Raw genomic sequence first — 19,542 nt, forward strand, 5'->3', positions numbered from 1 at the left:
TTTCTTGCAATAGCTGTACAGTTATAATATTATTATCAAAACGAATTGTTTATATAATAAATCATATATCATATAAATTTTACTGATGCTATTAACCTCTTTATATTCCTTTAGTGAGGTGTTATCGTGTTAAAAAATTTTTTCCATAAGAAGAAAAGGTATGCCACTATTCCATCCGAGCGTTCCAAAAAGGATATTCCCGAGGGCTTAATAGTCAAATGTAATAAGTGTCATAAGATTACATTTGCAAAGGAATTGGAAAAAAATTATCATGTTTGTCCCCATTGTGATCATCATTTAACTGTATCTGCTCCAGATAGGGTTAGGATGGTTTTAGATGACGGTAATTTTTTTGAATACGATACAGACTTAATTTCTACTGACCCTCTCAATTTTGAAGGTTATATCAATAAATTAGAAAAAGATATGGAAAAGACCAATTTAAATGAGGCAGTAGTAACTGGTGAAGGTACCATCGGTGGTTATCCCGTAGTTATTGGGGTTATGGATTCACGTTTTCGGATGGGAAGCATGGGATCTGTTGTAGGTGAGAAGATTACGAGGGCAATTGAAAAAGCGCTAGTCAAGCAATACCCATTTATTTTATTTTCTGCCTCAGGAGGGGCAAGGATGCAAGAAGGGATTTTAAGCTTAATGCAAATGGCTAAAACCAGTGCGGCATTAGCGAAATTACATGAAAAAGGTATTTTATTCATCTCAGTTTTAACAAACCCAACAACTGGAGGTGTATCAGCTAGTTTTGCTTCACTAGGAGATATAAATATTGCTGAACCTAATGCATTAATAGGGTTTGCTGGGAGAAGAATTATTGAACAGACAATCAGACAAAAATTACCTGACGATTTCCAAACCTCTGAATTTTTACTTAAACATGGACAACTAGATATGATTGTCCATAGAAAAGACATGAGAAAAACTTTAATCAAATTGATTGATATCCATCAAGTAAAGGGGGGGATGTGATGGCGTCTGAATTATCCTTTGAGAAACCCCTAATTGAATTGCGAAAAAAAATCGAGGAATTAAAGCGTTTTATTGATACTGAAGAAATCGATTTTTCTGATGAAATCAAAGAATTAGAAAAAAAAGCAGAAAAACTTGAGAAAGAAATTTATAGTTCTTTAACTCCTTGGAATAAAACCCAAATTGCTCGCCACCCGGAAAGGCCAACAACATTACAATATATTGAACATATTTTTAGTGATTTTATCGAACTGCATGGAGATCGTCAGTATGGTGATGACCCGGCTATTGTAGGTGGGATTGCTAAATTCAACGGAACACCAGTTACTGTAATTGGGCATCAAAAAGGAAGGGATACCAAAGAGAATATCAGAAGAAACTTTGGGATGCCACATCCGGAAGGTTACAGAAAGGCATTAAGATTGATGTATCAAGCTGATAAATTTAAACGTCCGATCATTTGTTTTATCGATACTGCAGGTGCTTATCCTGGGGTGGAAGCTGAAGAAAGAGGTCAAAGCGAAGCGATCGCGCGTAATTTGAGGGAAATGGCATCATTAAAAGTTCCTTTGATTTGTATTGTAACCGGTGAAGGTGGAAGTGGTGGTGCTTTAGCGTTAGGTATTGGTAACCATATTCACATGTTAGAAAATGCTATTTATTCTGTAATATCGCCAGAGGGTGCAGCAGCTTTATTATGGAAAGATGCCTCGATGGCTGAAAAAGCTGCCAATACTATGAAGATAACCTCTGAAGATGCTTTAGAATTTGGTATCATCGAAAGTATAATACCTGAACCCTTAGGTGGTGCACATAAAGATATAAAACTCCAGTCTTTAGAAATAAAGATGGCTATTGAAAAATCACTTAAAGAATTACAAAGTTTAAATGAAGAGCAACTTGTTGAACAAAGGTATCAAAAGTTTAGAAAAATTGGCAAGTTTATATCTGTGTTATGATAAATAACTTATAAGATTTCAATAAAATCTACCTATTCATGATATAATAAATATATGAGGGTACCCTAAAGGGTACACTATTTTTTATTAACGAAGGACGAAAAAAGTCCCGTATGGACAAATATGTGTATAGAAGGTACTATTTAAATATAAGATTTTATTGAGGTGATTAAAATGAAACGTATTGCTGTTCTAACTAGTGGTGGTGACTCACCGGGAATGAACGCAGCTATAAGGGCTGTAGTTAGAAAAGGGTATTATCATAATTTAGAAGTATATGGTATTTATCGTGGTTATACTGGAATGATAAATGGTGAAATCAAAAAATTAGACATTGGTTCTGTGGGAGATATTATACATAGAGGGGGAACGATTCTTTATTCTGCAAGAAGTGAAGAATTTAAGACACCTGAAGGACAGAAAAAAGCTGTTGAACAATTGAAAAACCATGGAATTGAAGGCGTAGTTGTTATCGGTGGGGATGGCTCTTTCCAAGGAGCTCAAAAATTAGCAGAACATGGTATTTTAACAGTAGGTGTTCCCGGTACTATTGATAATGATATACCTGGAACAGATTTTACGATTGGCTTTGATACAGCTATTAATACAGTAATCAATGCAATAGATAAAATTAGGGATACCGCAACTTCTCATGAAAGAACCTATGTGATTGAAGTTATGGGACGTAATGCTGGGGATATTGCTTTGTGGTCTGGTTTAGCTGATGGTGCCGAAAGCATCATAATTCCTGAAGCGTACTTTACTATGGATGAAATTATAGACCGTCTAGAACGTGGTCGTAAACGTGGAAAGAAACATAGTATAATCATTGTTGCCGAGGGTGTCGGTAGTGGAGTTGATTTTGCTAGACAAATTAAGGAAAAAACAGGGCAAGAAACTCGGGTTACTGTTTTAGGTCATATTCAAAGAGGAGGTTCTCCAACTGCATTTGACCGTGTATTGGCAAGTAGATTAGGTGCTGAAGCTGTAGAAATGTTAATGAAAAACAAATCAGGATATATGGTAGGAATAAAAAATAATCAAATTATTTCTTTATCAATTGATGATGCACTAATGCAAAAACATAGGGTAGATCTTTCCCTTTATCAATTGGCAAGTATTTTGGCTATCTAAAAGATAAAATAATAATAGGTGAATGATTAAACTAAAATTAGGAGTGTGGCATTAAATGTATAGAAAGACAAAGATTGTATGTACTATTGGACCAGCAAGTGAAGAAGTTGCAGTATTAAAGAAATTAATTGAAAATGGAATGAATGTGGCACGATTAAATTTTTCTCATGGTGATTATGAGGAGCATGGTGCAAGAATTAATAATATTAGGCAAGCTGCGAAAGAAACTGGTAAAACTGTGGCTATCCTCTTAGACACTAAAGGTCCGGAAATCCGTACGGGAGTAATTGGTGCTCCACAGGTTGAATTAAAACAGGGAGAGAACATTATTTTAACCACCGAAGAAATAATTGGAGATGAACATAAAATCTCTATAACCTATGATGGATTACCAAATGATGTTAGTCCTGGTTCAACTATTTTAATCGATGATGGTTTAATCGGTCTTGAAGTTTTAGAAATTGAAGAAAATGAAATTCATTGTAAGATATTAAATAGTGGAATTTTAAAGAGTAAAAAGGGTGTAAATGTACCAGGGGTAAAAATTAATTTACCAGGTATTACTGAGAAGGATGCTAATGACATTCGTTTTGGTATCGAGCAGGGATTAGATTTTATCGCTGCATCCTTTGTTAGAAAAGCAAGTGACGTTTTGGAAATAAGAAAGATTTTAGAAGAATATGATGCTGATATTCAAATTATTTCTAAGATCGAAAATCAAGAGGGTGTAGAAAATATTGATGAGATCTTGCAAGTTTCTGATGGAATAATGGTCGCTAGAGGAGACCTTGGGGTAGAGATTCCAGCAGAAGACGTACCATTAGTACAAAAAATGATTATTAATAAGTGTAATGAGGCTGGTAAACCAGTCATTACTGCTACCCAGATGCTTGATTCGATGCAACGCAATCCACGGCCTACCCGTGCCGAAGCAAGCGATGTAGCAAATGCTATCTTTGATGGAACAGATGCGATTATGTTATCTGGAGAAACTGCTGCTGGAAAGTATCCTGTTGAATCTGTAGCAACAATGGCTCGTATTGCAATGCGTACTGAAGAGTCCTTGAATTTCAAAGAAATTTTCAAAAATAGAAGTAAGGCAAAACATACTACAGTGACAGATGCTATCAGTGAGTCTGTAGTTAACACAGCAATTGATCTAGATGTGAATGCAATCTTAACTCCTACAGAAAGTGGACAAACTGCAAAATTTGTTTCTAAATACCGTCCTAAGGCACCTATTATTGCAGTTACACCTCATGAAGATGTTCTACGGAAGCTTAGTCTTGTTTGGGGGGTAATTCCTGTAATAGGAACTACATTAAATTCTACTGATGAGATGTTAACTTCTTCAGTTGAAAAGGTTTTAGAAGCAGGTTATATTAAGCATGGTGACCTAGTTGTTATCACGGCTGGAGTACCTGTAGGACAACCGGGAACCACAAACCTTATGAAAGTACATCTAGTTGGGGATTTGACAGTAAGAGGACAAGGTATTGGGAATAAGGTTGTAACCGGAAAAGTAGTAAAAGGAAAAAATGCAGCTGAAATTAGAGAAAAAATGGAAGAAGGGGCTGTGTTAGTTACAATTAGCACAGATAAAGATATGATGGATGCCTTTAAGAAGGCTTCAGCAGTTATTACTGAAGAAGGTGGATTAACTTCCCATGCTGCTGTTGTAGGAATTGAATTAGGAATTCCGGTTATAGTTGGTGCCGAGAACGCTTATAATAAATTTGAAGACGGAATGATTGTTACCGTAGATACTGGACGTGGGCACGTTTATGTAGGTCAAAGTAAACTAATATAAGATAATAAATATATAATGACGAGAGGGGCTTATTTAGCCTCTCTTTATCTGTTTAATAGTTGATTTGGATAATGATTCTTAGATTTTTGATATTTGTGATAGAATATAGTTAAAAATTATCAATAATATTAAGCAATCATTATCTTAGTGGAAACGAAGATTTCTTACTTTTAATCAGGGGGGGTAGTAATGTTTAGGGTTATATTAGTGTTAATGATAGGAATTCCAGCATTAGAAATTTGGGGACTTGTAACTGCGGCACAATTTATCGGTGGTTTTCAGACCTTTTTAGCTGTTATAGCCACTGGAGTAATTGGGGCGTACTTGGCAAAACAAGAGGGATTAAAAACATGGACCAGTGCACAATATAGTCTAAGAAGAGGTGAAATCCCGGGTAAAGCTATATTAGATGGGATTAGTATTTTTGCTGGTGGCTTATTATTGTTAACTCCTGGATTTTTTACAGATGCCGTCGGATTCATATTGGTATTACCAACTACACGCAAAATAATTCAATATTATTTAAAAAAATGGTTAGAGAAAAAAATGATGAATGGCGATTTATATTGGAGGAAAATTCATTGATTATTTCGCAGGAAATTATCTTTTTGCTATTCTTACTCTTATTAGGTGTATTTGGTAAAAATGACTCTATTGTAATTTCTGTAATAATATTGTTGGTAATCAGGTTTAGTGGGTTAGGAAATAATATTTTTCCTGTTCTTGATAAACAGGGGATTAAAGTTGGGATTATCATTATTACCGTTGCAGTATTGACTCCTATTGCCACTGGGCAAATTAGTTTATTAGATATGTATCATTCTTTGATGTCTAGTTATGGATTAATAGCATTGTTTGCTGGTATCCTCGTAGCAATATTTGGCGCATATGGAGTTCAATTACTAGACCAATCTCCACAAGTAACAATTTCTTTAGTGGTTGGTACAATCCTAGGAGTTGTTTTTTTAAAAGGAGTACCGGTTGGACCGTTGATTGGAGCTGGTATTGCAATGTCTATAATAAGAATTTTGGAATTGGTGAACATCTTAAATAAATCTTGATGTTTCACCCCTCTTTTAAACTGTAAATTTTCAAATAATAAAAAATAATATAATCTTTTAGAAAAATGTGAATAGTTATTCACAAAACCGTTGTAATATATTAAAATTTAACTAGGATAGGGTTTATAAAAAAATATAGCTTTCTTTTTCTACTAATCGTCGTAGTTGAAGGTAGTAATTATATCTAAATTTAAATCAAAAAGGGGAGAGGTATTTATGACAGCTTCAAAAGGTCTAGAAGGTATTATAGCGGCTCAATCATCCATCAGCTCAATTGTTGGGGCAACTTTAACCTATAGAGGTTATAATATTGATGATTTGGCTACTAATTCAGAGTTTGAAGAAGTGGTTTATCTGCTATGGTACGGTAAGTTACCTAACATTGATGAATTAACGAAATTTAAAGAAGAGCTTAATAGTATGGGTAACCTTCCTAATGAGATTATCGAAACTATCAAAAAATTTCCAAAGGATGTTAATCCGATGGCAGCTCTGAGAACAGCAGTCTCTACGTTATCATTATATGATCCAGATATGCAAGATCTATCGGATGAGGCGAATCTAAGAAAAGCCAAACGTTTACTAACGCAGATTTCTACGATAGTTGCTGCTTTTCATAGAGTAAGAAATGATTTAGAGCCTTTGTCACCTGATCCATCATTAAGTTTTGCAGAAAACTTTTTATATATGTTAAATGGAGAAAAGCCTGATAAGATATCTATTGAAGCCTTTAATAAGGCATTAGTTTTACATGCTGATCATGAGTTTAATGCTTCTACTTTTGCTTCTCGTGTAACCGTTGCCACTTTGTCTGATATGCATTCTGGAATTGTTTCTGCAATTGGAACATTAAAAGGGCCTTTACATGGTGGAGCGAATGAACGAGTTATGGCTATGCTTGAAGAAATTGGCGAATTGGATCGAATTGAAGCATATTTAGAAGAAAAATTTGCAAAAAAAGAAAAAATCATGGGTATTGGTCACCGTGTTTATAAACAAGGTGATCCACGTGCGAAACACTTAAAAGAGATGTCCCGCCAATTAGGAGAATTAAATGGAGACACTAAATGGTACGATATGTCAGTTAAAATAAATGAGATTGTTACCGCAAAAATTGGATTACTACCAAACGTAGACTTTTATTCGGCATCAGTATACACATATTTAGGTATTCCTAGAGATTTGTTCACTCCAATATTTGCTATTAGTCGCACATCTGGTTGGACTGCTCATATGATGGAACAATACAGAAATAATCGTCTAATTCGTCCGCGTGCAGAATATACTGGTCCGACACATCAAGAATATGTACCGATTGAAAAGAGGTAGTTTGCAACGAAAATTATCTGAATATAAAAATAGATAAAAAAATTTATATTTTTCGTGTTATTATTTAATATAGAGATTATTATATAAAGATTTAAAAATTTAAAGAAATTTACAAAGAAACTATTAAGAATAGGGGAAAGTGGGAGGTAAATACTATTATGTCAATTTTTAAGAAGTTCGATATGCCAACTAACGGAGAAAAAATCACAATGGAAAATGGAAAGTTAAATGTTCCAGATAATCCAATCATTCCATTTATTGAGGGAGATGGAACAGGGCCAGATATTTGGGCTGCTGCACAAAAAGTTTTGGATGCCGCAGTTGAAAAGGCGTATAATGGTAAGAGAAAAATCGAATGGTTTGAAGTATATACTGGTGAAAAGTCATATGATAAATGGGGTGAATGGCTTCCTGAAGATACATTGACTGCGATGAGAGAATACTTGGTTGGAATAAAGGGTCCATTAACAACACCGGTTGGTGGTGGTTTTCGTTCTTTAAACGTTGCTTTACGTCAAGAATTAGATTTATATGCTTGTGTACGACCAGTTCGTTGGTTTAAAGGAGTACCTTCACCAGTTAAACATCCTGAATGGACAAATATGATTATTTTCCGCGAAAATGCAGAAGATATTTATGCAGGTATAGAATGGCAGGAAGGGTCTGTTGAAGTTAAAAAACTTATAGATTTCCTACAAGATGAACTTGGAGTTAAAAAAATTCGCTTCCCAGAAACGTCCGGAATCGGTATCAAGCCTGTTTCTAAAGAAGGTACATACCGTTTAGTGCGTTCGGCGATCGAATATGCAATTAAGAATAATCGTAAAAGTGTTACTTTAGTTCATAAAGGTAACATTATGAAGTATACTGAGGGAGCGTTTAAGAATTGGGGTTATGAGGTAGCAGAAAAAGAGTTTGGTGATAAAGTATTTACATGGGCTCAATATGATCGTATTCTAGAAAATGAAGGAAAAGATGCTGCAAATAGGGCTCAAGATGAAGCGATAGCGGCTGGAAAGATTATTGTAAAAGATGTTATTGCTGATGCTTTCTTACAACAAATCTTAACAAGACCAAGAGAATATGACGTAATTGCAACAATGAACTTAAACGGTGACTATATTTCTGATGCACTTGCAGCGCAAGTTGGTGGTATTGGTATTGCTCCAGGAGCAAACATCAATTATACAACTGGAATTGCATTATTTGAAGCAACACATGGAACAGCACCTAAATATGCAGGTTTAGATAAGGTAAACCCATCTTCTGTAATCTTATCAGGAGAGATGATGTTACGTTATATGGGATGGGATGAAGCAGCAGATATAATTATAGAAGCTATGGAAAAGACAATTTCAAGTAAGAAGGTAACTTACGATTTTGCTAGATTAATGGAAGGTGCTACTGAGTTAAAGTGTTCAGAGTTTGGTAATGAACTAATCAAGAATATGTAAGATTAGGGGGACAACAAAAATGGCGATGAAACGAAATAAGATTGCTGTTATTGGAGCTGGTTTTACTGGGTCAACCACAGCATTGTATCTAGCTCAAAAGGAGTTAGGTGATATAGTATTAGTTGATATTCCGCAATTAGAGAATCCTACAAAGGGTAAGGCGTTAGATATGTTAGAGGCAACACCCGTTTTAGGTGTGGATGCAAATATTATTGGGACAAGCAATTATGAAGATATTGCGGATTCTGATATCGTTATAATTACTGCCGGTGTCGCACGAAAACCTGGTATGAGCCGCGATGATTTAATCAATATCAACGCGAAGATAATGAAATCAGTTGCTGAACAGGTTAAAAATTATGCTCCTAATTCCTTTGTAATCGTCTTGTCGAATCCTGTTGATGCAATGACTTATGTTGCCTATAAAGTTACTGGTTTTCCTAAAGAGCGTGTTATCGGACAATCCGGAGTATTAGATACTGCTAGATTTAGAACATTTGTAGCTCAGGCTCTCCAAGTTTCTGTAGAAGATGTGACTGGCTTTGTCTTGGGTGGTCATGGAGATACTATGGTACCGTTAATTCGATATTCCTTTGCTGGGGGAATTCCGTTAGAAAAATTATTACCTAAGGAAGAGTTGGATGCTATTGTTGAGCGTACACGTAAAGGTGGCGGTGAAATAGTAAATCTATTAGGAAATGGAAGCGCTTATTATGCACCTGCAGCAGCTTTGGCCCAAATGGCTGAGGCGATAATTAAAGATAAGAGGCGTATTATTCCAACTATTGCTTATCTAGAAGGTGAATACGGTTATAACGATATTTATTTAGGAGTGCCAACCTTAATAGGTGGTAACGGTATCGAGAAGGTATTTGAATTGGAGTTGACAGAAGAGGAAAAGGCTGCATTAGACAAGTCTGCTGAAGCTGTCGAAAACGTAATTAAGTTAGTTAGATAGTTGTTAAAATTCGATGTTAACTATTTAAGCCCCGGAGATTTCTTCGGGGTTTAATAAATTTTTAATTAAAGATAGTTAGAATATTTTTTCATTTTCTAAAAGTAAGTTATGTTAAAATAAAAGAAAAAATCCATAAAATAAGGTGGAGGGAAGAACATTGAGAGAAATTCATATTGATAGAATCGTTGATGCTGTATCCAAAATGGTTCAAACTGCTAACTTTGATTTAGGTGGAGATGTAGAAAATGCTTTTAAACAAGCACTAAATAAAGAAGAGTCTCCAACCGGTAGGGATGTATTAAATCAACTCCTTGAAAATGTTGAGATTGCACGCACAGAAAGGGTTCCTATCTGTCAAGATACTGGTTTTGCGGTGTTTATTGTGGAGTTAGGACAAGATGTTCATATTGTTGGTGGAAATCTAAATGATGCTATAAATGAAGGTGTTAGAAGGGGGTATAAAGAAGGGTATCTTCGCAAATCGATTGTAGGTCACCCTTTAGAGAGAAAAAATACTGGTGATAATACCCCAGCTATTATCCATATCGAACTAGTTGAAGGTGATCAGCTGAAGATCCATATGTCTGCAAAAGGTGGAGGCAGTGAGAATATGTCTTTTCTTAAAATGCTGAAGCCATCAGATGGTGTTGAAGGTGTTAAGGATTTTATCATTGAATGTGTAAAAACTGCAGGACCAAATCCTTGTCCACCTATTGTTGTTGGGGTAGGTATTGGAGGAACGTTTGAAAAGGCAGCATATTTAGCTAAGAAATCATTATTTAGAGAAATTGGAAAGAGGAGCAAATTGCCAGAAATAGCTGAGTTAGAAGAAGAGTTACTAGAAAAAATCAATAAGCTAGGAATTGGTCCGCAAGGTATGGGAGGAAGGACGACAGCGTTAGATGTTCATATAGAAATTTATCCAGCTCACATAGCATCACTTCCAGTTGCAGTTAATATTAACTGTCATGCCGGAAGACATAAAGAGGTTATTTTATAAATTATTGGATTATATTATCGTATTGTTGGTTAGGATCATTACTATTTTAAAAGTATATCAATAAGGATTTTCCGATTAAAAGGGGGAGAAAATATGGCAAAGGTATATTTAACAACTCCAGTTTCTGCAGAAGAGATTTCTAAATTAAAAGCTGGTGATCAAGTATATATTTCAGGTGTAATCTATACCGCTAGAGATGCAGCTCATAAAAGATTGGTAGAATTGGTTGAGCAGTGTAAGGAACTTCCATTTGACATAAAGGATCAGCTGATTTATTTTGTTGGCCCAACTCCGGCTAAACCAGGTAAAGTAATAGGATCCGCAGGTCCTACTACTAGCTATCGGATGGATAAATATTCACCAACATTATTAGATTTAGGATTGCGTGGAATGATTGGAAAAGGTGGTAGGAGTCAAGAAGTAAAGGACTCTATGATTAAGAATAAAGCGGTATATATGGCTGCAGTTGGTGGTGCAGGTGCATTAATTGCTAAAAGAATCAAAAAAGCCGAAGTGATTGCATATGAAGATTTAGGTCCTGAAGCTATCAGAAAGTTAGAAGTTGAGAACTTTCCAGTGATCGTAATCAATGATGTTCATGGTAATGACTTATATCTCCAAGGTGCTGAAAAATATCGAAAATACTAATGTATCAAGTGTTTTGAGAGATTTAATTATGCGAAAATTATTAAAAAATATAATTTTTTAAAAAACATCTATTCAGAATATTTAATCTATGTTATTATATACAACAAGTAGGATAATTATATAATTTAAAATCATTTTGTAGAATAATTTAGTAGAAGGGGATTAGAATCTAGTCCCCAAATATCTTATTTTCATAAATAACCTGTAGATTATTGGTAGATTTAATTAACAGAAAATTAAGAATACAAATAATGTTCACTAGATTATCATTTGGTTTTATTTAGAGGTAGTAATAACTTTATTATGGTGTTAAAGGTTGATGAATCAACCTTTGCAATAAATTATTAAAATACAAGGGGGAAAATTATGAAAAAGACTAGCAAATGGTTAGTATTATTTCTTGCTATTGTAATCGTAGCAAGCGTTGGTCTAGTTGCTTGTGGTACAGATACTAGCGACGAACCTACAGAACAAAGTTCAACATCTGGTACTACTGACAAAGATAAGCCAGCTGTTGAACAAAAATTAAGATTAAATGCTCGTACTGAACCACCAAGTTTGGATCCAGGTACAGCAACTGATAGTACTTCCTTCGAAATTTTACGTGTTCTTATGGAAGGTCTAGTACGTCTAGATAAGAATGGTCAAGTTACAAAAGGTTCAGGTATGGCTAAGGATTGGAAAGTAAGTGATGATCAATTAACTTACACTTTCTACCTAAAAGATGACATCTACTGGAGCAATGGTGACCCAGTAACTGCTCAAGATTTTGAGTATGCTTGGAAACGTGTTTTAAACCCTGAGACTGCAGCTGACTACGCTTACCAACTTTACTATTTAAAGAATGGTGAAGCTTATAATAATGGTGAAGCTACTGCTGACGAAGTAGGAGTTAAAGCTTTAGATGATAAGACTTTAGAAGTTGTACTAGAAGCACCAACTCCGTACTTCTTACAATTAACTGCATTTGGTACTTTATATCCAGTTAATAAAAATGTTGTAGAATCAAATCCAAACTGGGCTGCTGATGCATCAACTTATGTAAGTAATGGTCCATTTAAGTTAGCTAGCTGGGAACATGATTCTGAAGTAGTTGTTACTAAAAATGAAAATTACTGGAATAAGGATGAAGTTAAGTTAGATGAGATTAGCTGGGTAATGGTTAACGACGATAACACTGCATATCAATTATTCTTAAATAAAGAAATTGATATTGATGCAGCTCCACAAGAGTTAACGTATGAATTAATTCAAAAGGGAGAAGCAACATCAACTCCAATCTTAGGTACTTATATGTACTTATTTAACACCCAAGATGAAATCTTTAAAAACAAGAATATTCGTAAAGCATTCTCAATAGCAATCGACCGTGATGCGATTGTAAATCAAGTAACTAAAGGTGGACAAATACCAGCATACGGATTTGTACCTCCAGGATCTTCACCAGACATGGGAGTTGACTTCCGTGAATATAACGGAGATCTTATTCCAGATGTAAGTGAAGCTAAGAAATACCTAGAGTTAGGTATGAAAGAGTTAGGACTTACAGAATTACCAACAATTACTCTTTCTTACAACACAAGTGAAGGGCACAAAAAGATCGCTCAAGCTATCCAAGCAATGTGGAAAGATAACTTAGGTGTAGAAGTAGAATTATCCAACCAAGAGTGGAAAGTTTACCTAGAGACTATCGATGCAGGAGAATTCCAAATCGGTCGTTATGGATGGTTGGGTGACTACATGGATCCAATGACATTCATGGATATGTGGGTAACAGGTGGAGGAAACAATGGAGCGCATTATAGTAATCCAGAATATGATGCGTTAATTGAAAAAGCAAAATCCACTGCTGACCAAAAGGTTCGTCTAGAAGCATTAGCTGAAGCTGAAAAGATTTTAATGGATGAAGCTGTTGTAGCACCAATTTACTTCTATACAAGAGTATTTATCCAACAAGACTATGTAAAAGGTGTAGTACGTCACGGTGACGGAGCAACTGACTTCACTTGGACATATATTGAGAAGTAAAAATTAAATTAATTTACAAAATATAAAAATTGGGTGGTATGCATCTCAGCATACTACCCAATTTTTTTAATTTTAATAGAATAAAATAGTAAAGTTTTAAAAATTTCTATTGGTATAATGATAGCAAAAGTAAATTGGTTTATATAAAATGCTATTCAGAATATTTAATCTATGTTAATATATATCTAGTGTGCTTACTATAACCTGATAATTTTATTAATAAAATCCGGGAGTAATATTTTCTACTTGTTATATTTTATGTAACCTAGTATAATCCTAGTATATCGTTATTAAATTTTTTAGCTTATAATTCAAAATATTAAGAGAATCGCAATTAACAGAAAATTAAGGAAATACATAAGCGATTTAATTTTAGACGCTTTTATAAAAGATGTAATTATTTTAGCTAAAAAATACCATATTAAGTAATAAGGTTGTTTTACAACCTTAATATAAACTCACACATATTACACAATACTTAAGGGGGACATCATTATGAGAAAGACTAGCAAATGGTTATTGCTGATTCTCACTATCATAGTGGCATCAAGTATTACGCTTGTTGCTTGCGGTAGTGGAACCAGTGAAGATGAAGCAACAGAACAAGTGCTAAGGTTAAACGCACGCACCGAACCACCAAGTTTGGATCCAGCAACAGCTTCAGATAGTACTTCTTTCGAAATTTTGCGTGTTTTGATGGAAGGACTAGTTCGTTTGGATAAAGATGGAAAAGTTCAACAAGGTTCCGGTATGGCTGAAAGCTGGGAAATAAGTGATGATCAATTAACTTACACTTTCTATATTAAAGATAATGTATTTTGGAGCAATGGTGATCCAGTAACTGCTCAAGATTTTGAGTATGCTTGGAAGCGTGTATTAAATCCAGATACTGCAGCTGACTATGCTTACCAACTTTACTATTTAAAGAATGGTGAAGCTTATAATAATGGTGAAGCTACTGCTGACGAAGTAGGAGTTAAAGCTTTAGATGATAAGACTTTAGAAGTTGTACTAGAAGCACCAACTCCGTACTTCTTACAATTAACTGCATTTGGTACTTTATATCCAGTTAATAAAAATGTTGTAGAATCAAATCCAGATTGGGCTGCTGACGCATCAACTTACGTAAGTAATGGTCCATTTACTTTAGAAACTTGGGAACATGATTCTGAAGTAATTGTTAAAAAGAATGAGGATTATTGGAATAAAGATGCTGTTAAGTTAAGCGAGATTAGCTGGGTAATGGTTAATGACAGCAATACTGCGTATCAATTATTCTTAAATAATGAAATTGATATTGATTCAGCTCCACAAGAGTTAACATATGAATTAATTCAAAAGGGAGAAGCAACATCAACTCCAATCTTAGGTACTTACATGTATGTATTTAATACTCAAGATGAAATCTTTAAAAACAAAAATATTCGTAAAGCATTCTCAATAGCAATCGACCGTGATGCGATTGTAAATCAAGTAACTAAAGGTGGACAAATACCAGCATACGGATTTGTGCCTCCAGGATCTTCACCAGACATGGGAGTTGACTTCCGTGAATATAACGGCAATCTTATCCCAGATGTAAGTGAAGCTAAGAAATACCTAGAGCTTGGTTTAAAAGAGTTAGGACTTACAGAATTACCAACGGTTACAATTTCATATAACACCAGCGAAGGACATAAAAAGATTGCGGAAGCTATCCAAGCAATGTGGAAACAAAACCTAGGTGTTGACGTTGAATTAACAAATCAAGAATGGAAAGTTTTCCTAGAAACTTTAAACTCTGGCGATTACCAAATTGGCCGTCATGGTTGGTTAGGTGACTACATGGATCCAATGACTTTCTTGGATATGTACGTAACTGGTGGTAGAAATAACAGTCCTAAGTATAGCAATCCTGAATACGATGCTTTAATTGAAAAAGCAAAATCCACTGCTGATCAAAAGGTTCGCCTAGAAGCATTATCTAAGGCAGAAAAAATCCTATTGGATGATATGGCTGTTGCGCCTATCTACTTCTATACAAGAGTTTATATCCAACAAGACTATGTAAAAGGAGTTGTACGTCACGGAGACGGAGCAACTGACTATACTTGGGCATATATTGAAAAGTAATAGTGTTGACATCTGTGGGTTAGGGGTATGCTTGTTTGCATACCTCTAGCACCCTCTTGATGCCCATTTAATAATGGAGGTGTATGTTATTGTTAAAGTTTATTTTACGTCGTTTAGGGATGTTAGTAGTCACTTTATGGGTTATTGTTACTTTAACATTCTTTTTGATGCACGCAATTCCAGGTGACCCTTTTTCCAAGGAAGGTAGAATGCCGGAAGCTACTAAAGAGAATTTAATGAAATATTATGGATTGGACAAGTCGTTACCAGAACAATATGTTTCTTATCTGATAAAATTAACAAAATTTGATTTAGGACCATCTTATTTTTCGAAGACCCAGTCAGTTAATGATATAATTGCGAATAATTTTCCAGTGTCTGCAAGACTTGGGATACAAGCTTTAACTATTGCTGTAATGTTTGGGGTTGCTTTAGGGACAGTTGCTGCACTAAAACATAATAGTGCACTAGACTATACAGCAATGGTTATAGCAGTTTTGGGGGTATCCGTTCCTAACATTGTATTAGCTCCCCTCTTAATTAACGTTTTTTCTGTAAAATTGGGATGGTTTCCTATTGCAAGATGGGGAACATTTGCTCATACAGTACTTCCTGCAACTGCATTAGGAGTACAAGCAATGGCTGTTATTGCTCGTTTAATGAGATCAAATATGTTAGAAGTATTGGGACAAGACTACATTAGGACTGCAAGAGCAAAAGGTCTAAGTCAATTTGCCGTGGTATGGAGACATACCATTAGAAATGCGATAATGCCAGTTATAACTATTTTGGGACCTTTAACTGCTGCATTGTTAACAGGTACATTTGTTGTAGAGCAAATCTTTGCTATCCCTGGAATGGGTAAATACTTCGTTAAAAGTGTTAATAATCGGGACTATCCGGTTATCTTAGGTACGACAATCTTCTACAGTGCTGTACTTGTTACTGCTAACTTTTTAGTTGATGTCGCTTATGGGTTAATTGACCCTAGAATTAAGGTTGGAGTAAGGGGTGAATAGGATGCCGGAAATTACTAAAGAAATGTTTAGAAGAATTGAAGTAGACAAAAGTGAGGCTGAAGTTATAGCTCGACCTAGCATTAATTTCTGGCAAGATGCTTGGCGACGTTTAAAAATGAACAACCTTGCTATGTTTGGTTTAGGGCTAATTATCTTTTTAGTTGTAATGGCACTATTTGGTCCGTATTTAGTCCCTTACACATATGATTTCCAAGTGCTAGAAGATCAAAACCAAGGAATATCTGCTGCACATTGGTTTGGTACTGACGATCTTGGAAGGGATATATTTGTTCGTATTTGGAACGGGGGAAGAGTATCTCTATTAATCGGACTCATGGCTGCGCTTAGTGACTTGATCATTGGAGTTATATATGGTGGGTTATCTGGTTATCGTGGTGGAAAAATAGACCAATTAATGATGAGGATTGTAGACGTTCTATATGCTTTACCTTACTTACTAGTAGTTATCTTAATGATGGTAGTTATGGAAACACGTGGTATTATTACTATTATCATGGCTTTGGCAGCAACTGGTTGGGTTGGTATGGCACGTTTAGTTAGAGGTCAGATATTGCAATTGAAAGAAATGGAATTTGTATTAGCAGCTAGAACCTTAGGTGCTAGTACTAAGCGGTTGTTATTTAAACATTTAATTCCAAATTCGATGGGACCAATTATCGTTAATATGACTCTAACTGTTCCAAGTGCGATTTTTGCCGAAGCATTTTTGAGCTTTATCGGCTTGGGAGTACAAGCACCTTTAGCAAGTTGGGGGACAATGGTTAATGAAGGTGTAGCTGTTATGTTATCCGGATACTGGTGGAGATTATTTTTCCCAGCAGTTATGATTTCCCTAACAATGTTCGCATTTAACGTGTTTGGCGATGGTCTACGCGATGCATTAGACCCTAAATTAAGAAAGTAATGGAGGAGAATGTATTATGACTGATAAAATTTTAGAAGTAAAAGATTTAGAAGTCTCCTTCTTGACATATGCTGGCGAAGTAAAGGCAATTCGTGGAGTTACATTTGATGTTAAAAAAGGAGAGGCTGTTGCGATAGTAGGTGAATCAGGAAGTGGTAAAAGTGTTACTTCACAATCTATTATGCAGTTAATCCCAAGTCCTCCTGGTGTATACAAAAATGGAGAAATTATATTTGATGGTCAGGACTTATTAAATTTAAACAATAGTGAGATGGAAAAGGTTCGTGGTTCATCAATCGGTATGATTTTCCAAGATCCAATGACATCTCTTAACCCAACAATGACTGTCGGTAAACAAATAGCAGAGGGACTTATCAAGCACCAAGGTTTAAATAAATCTGAAGCGATGGAACGCGCAGTTGAAATGTTGCGTTTAGTTGGTATTCCAAATCCTGAAGCACGAGTAAAACAATATCCACATGAATTCAGTGGTGGAATGAGACAAAGGGCTATGATAGCTATTGCATTATCTTGTAACCCCAAATTATTAATAGCTGATGAGCCTACTACTGCTCTTGATGTTACTATTCAAGCACAAATTATCGACTTAATGAAGGACTTACAGAATAAATTTGGTACTTCAATTATCATAATTACCCACGATTTAGGTGTTGTGGCTGACTTAGCTCAAAGGGTAGTTGTTATGTATGCAGGAAAAATCATTGAGCAAGGTAGTTTAGATGATATTTTCTACAATCCACAACATCCATATACTTGGGGATTATTGCGATCTGTTCCTAGATTGGATTCTAAAGGACAACGGTTAGAATCAATCGAAGGTACACCACCAGATTTGCTAGATCCTCCAAAGGGATGTCCATTCTATCCAAGGTGTGATTATGCGATGGAAGTGTGCGTAAATCACTTCCCAGAAGAAACCAAGATTACTGATGATCATAAAGTACATTGTTGGCTTCAGCACCCTGATGCACCAAAAGTGGATGTACCGATAAAGATTGGAGGTGCAAATAATGAAGCAAAATAATAATGAAATTATCTTAGAGGTAAAAAATCTAAAAAAACATTTCAATGTTGGAAATGGTGTAGTTAAAGCAGTTGATGGTGTGAACTTCTCAATTAAAAGAGGAGAAACCTTAGGACTTGTAGGTGAATCTGGCTGTGGTAAATCTACAACAGGAAGAACAATTATTAGACTATATGAACCTACTGAAGGAGAGGTAATCTTCAAGGGTCGAGATGTTACAAAATTAAAGGGAAGAGAATTAAAAAAATTCAATCGTGAAATGCAAATGATTTTCCAAGACCCTTATGCTTCATTAAATCCAAGAATGACAGTTGCAGATATCATTGGTGAAGGAATTGATATCCATAACTTATTATCTGGCAAAGAAAGATTGGAACGTATTTATAGCTTATTGGATACAGTAGGCCTTAATCGTGAACATGCTAATAGATTTCCACATGAATTTAGTGGTGGTCAACGTCAAAGGATTGGTATTGCAAGGGCATTAGCATTAGATCCTGATTTCATCATCGCTGATGAGCCTATTTCAGCGTTGGATGTATCAATTCAAGCTCAAGTTGTTAACCTATTACAGGACCTTCAAAAAGAAAAAGGATTAACATATCTATTTATTGCCCATGACTTATCAATGGTTAAACACATTAGTGATCGTATTGGAGTTATGTATTTGGGTCATCTTGTGGAGTTAACAGAAAGTATTGAGTTATACGAAAATCCACTTCATCCATATACTGAGGCATTATTGTCTGCCATTCCAATTCCTGATCCAGAGATTGAACGTACTCGTCAGAGAATTATTCTTGAAGGGGACGTTCCAAGTCCAATGAACCCACCTAGTGGTTGTCCTTTCAGAACTCGTTGTCCTAAAGCTATGGACATATGTGCTGAAAAAAGGCCTGAATTTAAGGAAGCTCAACCTGGCCATTTTGTGGCTTGTCATTTATATTAATAAGGAACCCTCGTTTCATCAGAAACGAGGGTATTTTTTGTGGATAAGCAAAAGCCGCACTTATACAAAATACAATCCAAAATTAATTTTGAGTCAACATTTTTGTTCTTTGCTTAACTTAAAAATT

The 19,542-nt window shown here is 35.3% G+C and carries 17 protein-coding genes; all 17 read left to right on the plus strand.

The window, feature by feature from the left end:
* Positions 1-126: 126 nt before the first annotated feature.
* Complete coding sequence (gene accD / locus BHF71_RS02235) at positions 127-984, plus strand: acetyl-CoA carboxylase, carboxyltransferase subunit beta (RefSeq protein WP_069656048.1); 858 nt, start codon at positions 127-129, stop codon at positions 982-984.
* On the plus strand, positions 984-1,943 hold the full coding sequence (accA, locus tag BHF71_RS02240) for an acetyl-CoA carboxylase carboxyl transferase subunit alpha (RefSeq protein WP_069656049.1): 960 nt from the start codon (positions 984-986) through the stop codon (positions 1,941-1,943). Before accD ends, accA begins: the two co-directional genes overlap by 1 nt.
* 174 nt (positions 1,944-2,117) lie before the next feature.
* Positions 2,118-3,077, plus strand: coding sequence for a 6-phosphofructokinase (pfkA, locus tag BHF71_RS02245; protein ID WP_069656050.1), 960 nt, complete (start codon positions 2,118-2,120; stop codon positions 3,075-3,077).
* A 55-nt stretch (positions 3,078-3,132) separates the two neighbouring features.
* Complete coding sequence (pyk, locus tag BHF71_RS02250; protein ID WP_069656051.1) at positions 3,133-4,887, plus strand: pyruvate kinase; 1,755 nt, start codon at positions 3,133-3,135, stop codon at positions 4,885-4,887.
* 189 nt (positions 4,888-5,076) lie between these two features.
* Positions 5,077-5,472 carry an FxsA family protein gene (locus BHF71_RS02255; protein WP_069656052.1) on the plus strand — a complete coding sequence of 132 codons (396 nt, stop codon included), beginning with the start codon at positions 5,077-5,079 and terminating at the stop codon, positions 5,470-5,472.
* Positions 5,469-5,948, plus strand: a complete 480-nt coding sequence (locus BHF71_RS02260; RefSeq protein WP_245683805.1) for a DUF441 domain-containing protein — start codon at positions 5,469-5,471, stop codon at positions 5,946-5,948. The genes BHF71_RS02255 and BHF71_RS02260 overlap by 4 nt, the downstream gene beginning before the upstream one ends.
* A gap of 216 nt (positions 5,949-6,164) precedes the next feature.
* On the plus strand, positions 6,165-7,277 hold the full coding sequence (gene citZ, locus BHF71_RS02265) for a citrate synthase (protein ID WP_069656053.1): 1,113 nt from the start codon (positions 6,165-6,167) through the stop codon (positions 7,275-7,277).
* Between the two features lie 158 nt (positions 7,278-7,435).
* Positions 7,436-8,731 carry an NADP-dependent isocitrate dehydrogenase gene (icd, locus tag BHF71_RS02270; RefSeq protein WP_141705316.1) on the plus strand — a complete coding sequence of 432 codons (1,296 nt, stop codon included), beginning with the start codon at positions 7,436-7,438 and terminating at the stop codon, positions 8,729-8,731.
* A 19-nt stretch (positions 8,732-8,750) separates the two neighbouring features.
* On the plus strand, positions 8,751-9,689 hold the full coding sequence (gene mdh / locus BHF71_RS02275) for a malate dehydrogenase (RefSeq protein ID WP_069656054.1): 939 nt from the start codon (positions 8,751-8,753) through the stop codon (positions 9,687-9,689).
* Positions 9,690-9,846: 157 nt separating this feature from the next.
* Positions 9,847-10,689: a fumarate hydratase gene (locus tag BHF71_RS02280; RefSeq protein WP_141705317.1), complete on the plus strand. Its 843-nt coding sequence runs from the start codon at positions 9,847-9,849 to the stop codon at positions 10,687-10,689.
* 93 nt (positions 10,690-10,782) lie between these two features.
* On the plus strand, positions 10,783-11,337 hold the full coding sequence (locus tag BHF71_RS02285) for a Fe-S-containing hydro-lyase (RefSeq protein ID WP_069656055.1): 555 nt from the start codon (positions 10,783-10,785) through the stop codon (positions 11,335-11,337).
* Between the two features lie 366 nt (positions 11,338-11,703).
* Entirely contained in the window at positions 11,704-13,365 is a 1,662-nt protein-coding gene (locus BHF71_RS02290) for a peptide ABC transporter substrate-binding protein (protein WP_069656056.1), read from the plus strand.
* 495 nt (positions 13,366-13,860) lie between these two features.
* Positions 13,861-15,477 carry a peptide ABC transporter substrate-binding protein gene (locus BHF71_RS02295; protein ID WP_069656057.1) on the plus strand — a complete coding sequence of 539 codons (1,617 nt, stop codon included), beginning with the start codon at positions 13,861-13,863 and terminating at the stop codon, positions 15,475-15,477.
* Between the two features lie 89 nt (positions 15,478-15,566).
* A complete protein-coding gene (locus BHF71_RS02300) occupies positions 15,567-16,496 on the plus strand; it encodes an ABC transporter permease (protein WP_176717282.1) in 930 nt (309 codons plus the stop codon).
* Position 16,497: 1 nt separating this feature from the next.
* The gene (locus BHF71_RS02305; RefSeq protein ID WP_069656059.1) at positions 16,498-17,421 is read left to right on the plus strand and encodes an ABC transporter permease; all 924 of its coding nucleotides are present in this window, start codon (positions 16,498-16,500) and stop codon (positions 17,419-17,421) included.
* A gap of 16 nt (positions 17,422-17,437) precedes the next feature.
* Complete coding sequence (locus BHF71_RS02310; protein ID WP_069656060.1) at positions 17,438-18,466, plus strand: ABC transporter ATP-binding protein; 1,029 nt, start codon at positions 17,438-17,440, stop codon at positions 18,464-18,466.
* The gene (locus tag BHF71_RS02315) at positions 18,453-19,415 is read left to right on the plus strand and encodes an ABC transporter ATP-binding protein (protein ID WP_069656061.1); all 963 of its coding nucleotides are present in this window, start codon (positions 18,453-18,455) and stop codon (positions 19,413-19,415) included. Before BHF71_RS02310 ends, BHF71_RS02315 begins: the two co-directional genes overlap by 14 nt.
* Positions 19,416-19,542: the final 127 nt, after the last annotated feature.

The organism is Vulcanibacillus modesticaldus (genome assembly GCF_001730235.1).
Classification (GTDB): Bacteria; Bacillota; Bacilli; order Tepidibacillales; family Tepidibacillaceae; genus Vulcanibacillus; species Vulcanibacillus modesticaldus.

Bases quoted from the DNA above. Each gene is read 5' to 3' on its own strand.
- accA (WP_069656049.1), top strand. From the start codon at position 984: ATGGCGTCTGAATTATCCTTTGAGAAACCCCTAATTGAATTGCGAAAA.
- pfkA (WP_069656050.1), top strand. From the start codon at position 2,118: ATGAAACGTATTGCTGTTCTAACTAGTGGTGGTGACTCACCGGGAATG.
- pyk (WP_069656051.1), top strand. From the start codon at position 3,133: ATGTATAGAAAGACAAAGATTGTATGTACTATTGGACCAGCAAGTGAA.
- BHF71_RS02255 (WP_069656052.1), top strand. From the start codon at position 5,077: ATGTTTAGGGTTATATTAGTGTTAATGATAGGAATTCCAGCATTAGAA.
- citZ (WP_069656053.1), top strand. From the start codon at position 6,165: ATGACAGCTTCAAAAGGTCTAGAAGGTATTATAGCGGCTCAATCATCC.
- icd (WP_141705316.1), top strand. From the start codon at position 7,436: ATGTCAATTTTTAAGAAGTTCGATATGCCAACTAACGGAGAAAAAATC.
- mdh (WP_069656054.1), top strand. From the start codon at position 8,751: ATGGCGATGAAACGAAATAAGATTGCTGTTATTGGAGCTGGTTTTACT.
- BHF71_RS02285 (WP_069656055.1), top strand. From the start codon at position 10,783: ATGGCAAAGGTATATTTAACAACTCCAGTTTCTGCAGAAGAGATTTCT.
- BHF71_RS02290 (WP_069656056.1), top strand. From the start codon at position 11,704: ATGAAAAAGACTAGCAAATGGTTAGTATTATTTCTTGCTATTGTAATC.
- BHF71_RS02295 (WP_069656057.1), top strand. From the start codon at position 13,861: ATGAGAAAGACTAGCAAATGGTTATTGCTGATTCTCACTATCATAGTG.
- BHF71_RS02305 (WP_069656059.1), top strand. From the start codon at position 16,498: ATGCCGGAAATTACTAAAGAAATGTTTAGAAGAATTGAAGTAGACAAA.
- BHF71_RS02310 (WP_069656060.1), top strand. From the start codon at position 17,438: ATGACTGATAAAATTTTAGAAGTAAAAGATTTAGAAGTCTCCTTCTTG.
- BHF71_RS02315 (WP_069656061.1), top strand. From the start codon at position 18,453: ATGAAGCAAAATAATAATGAAATTATCTTAGAGGTAAAAAATCTAAAA.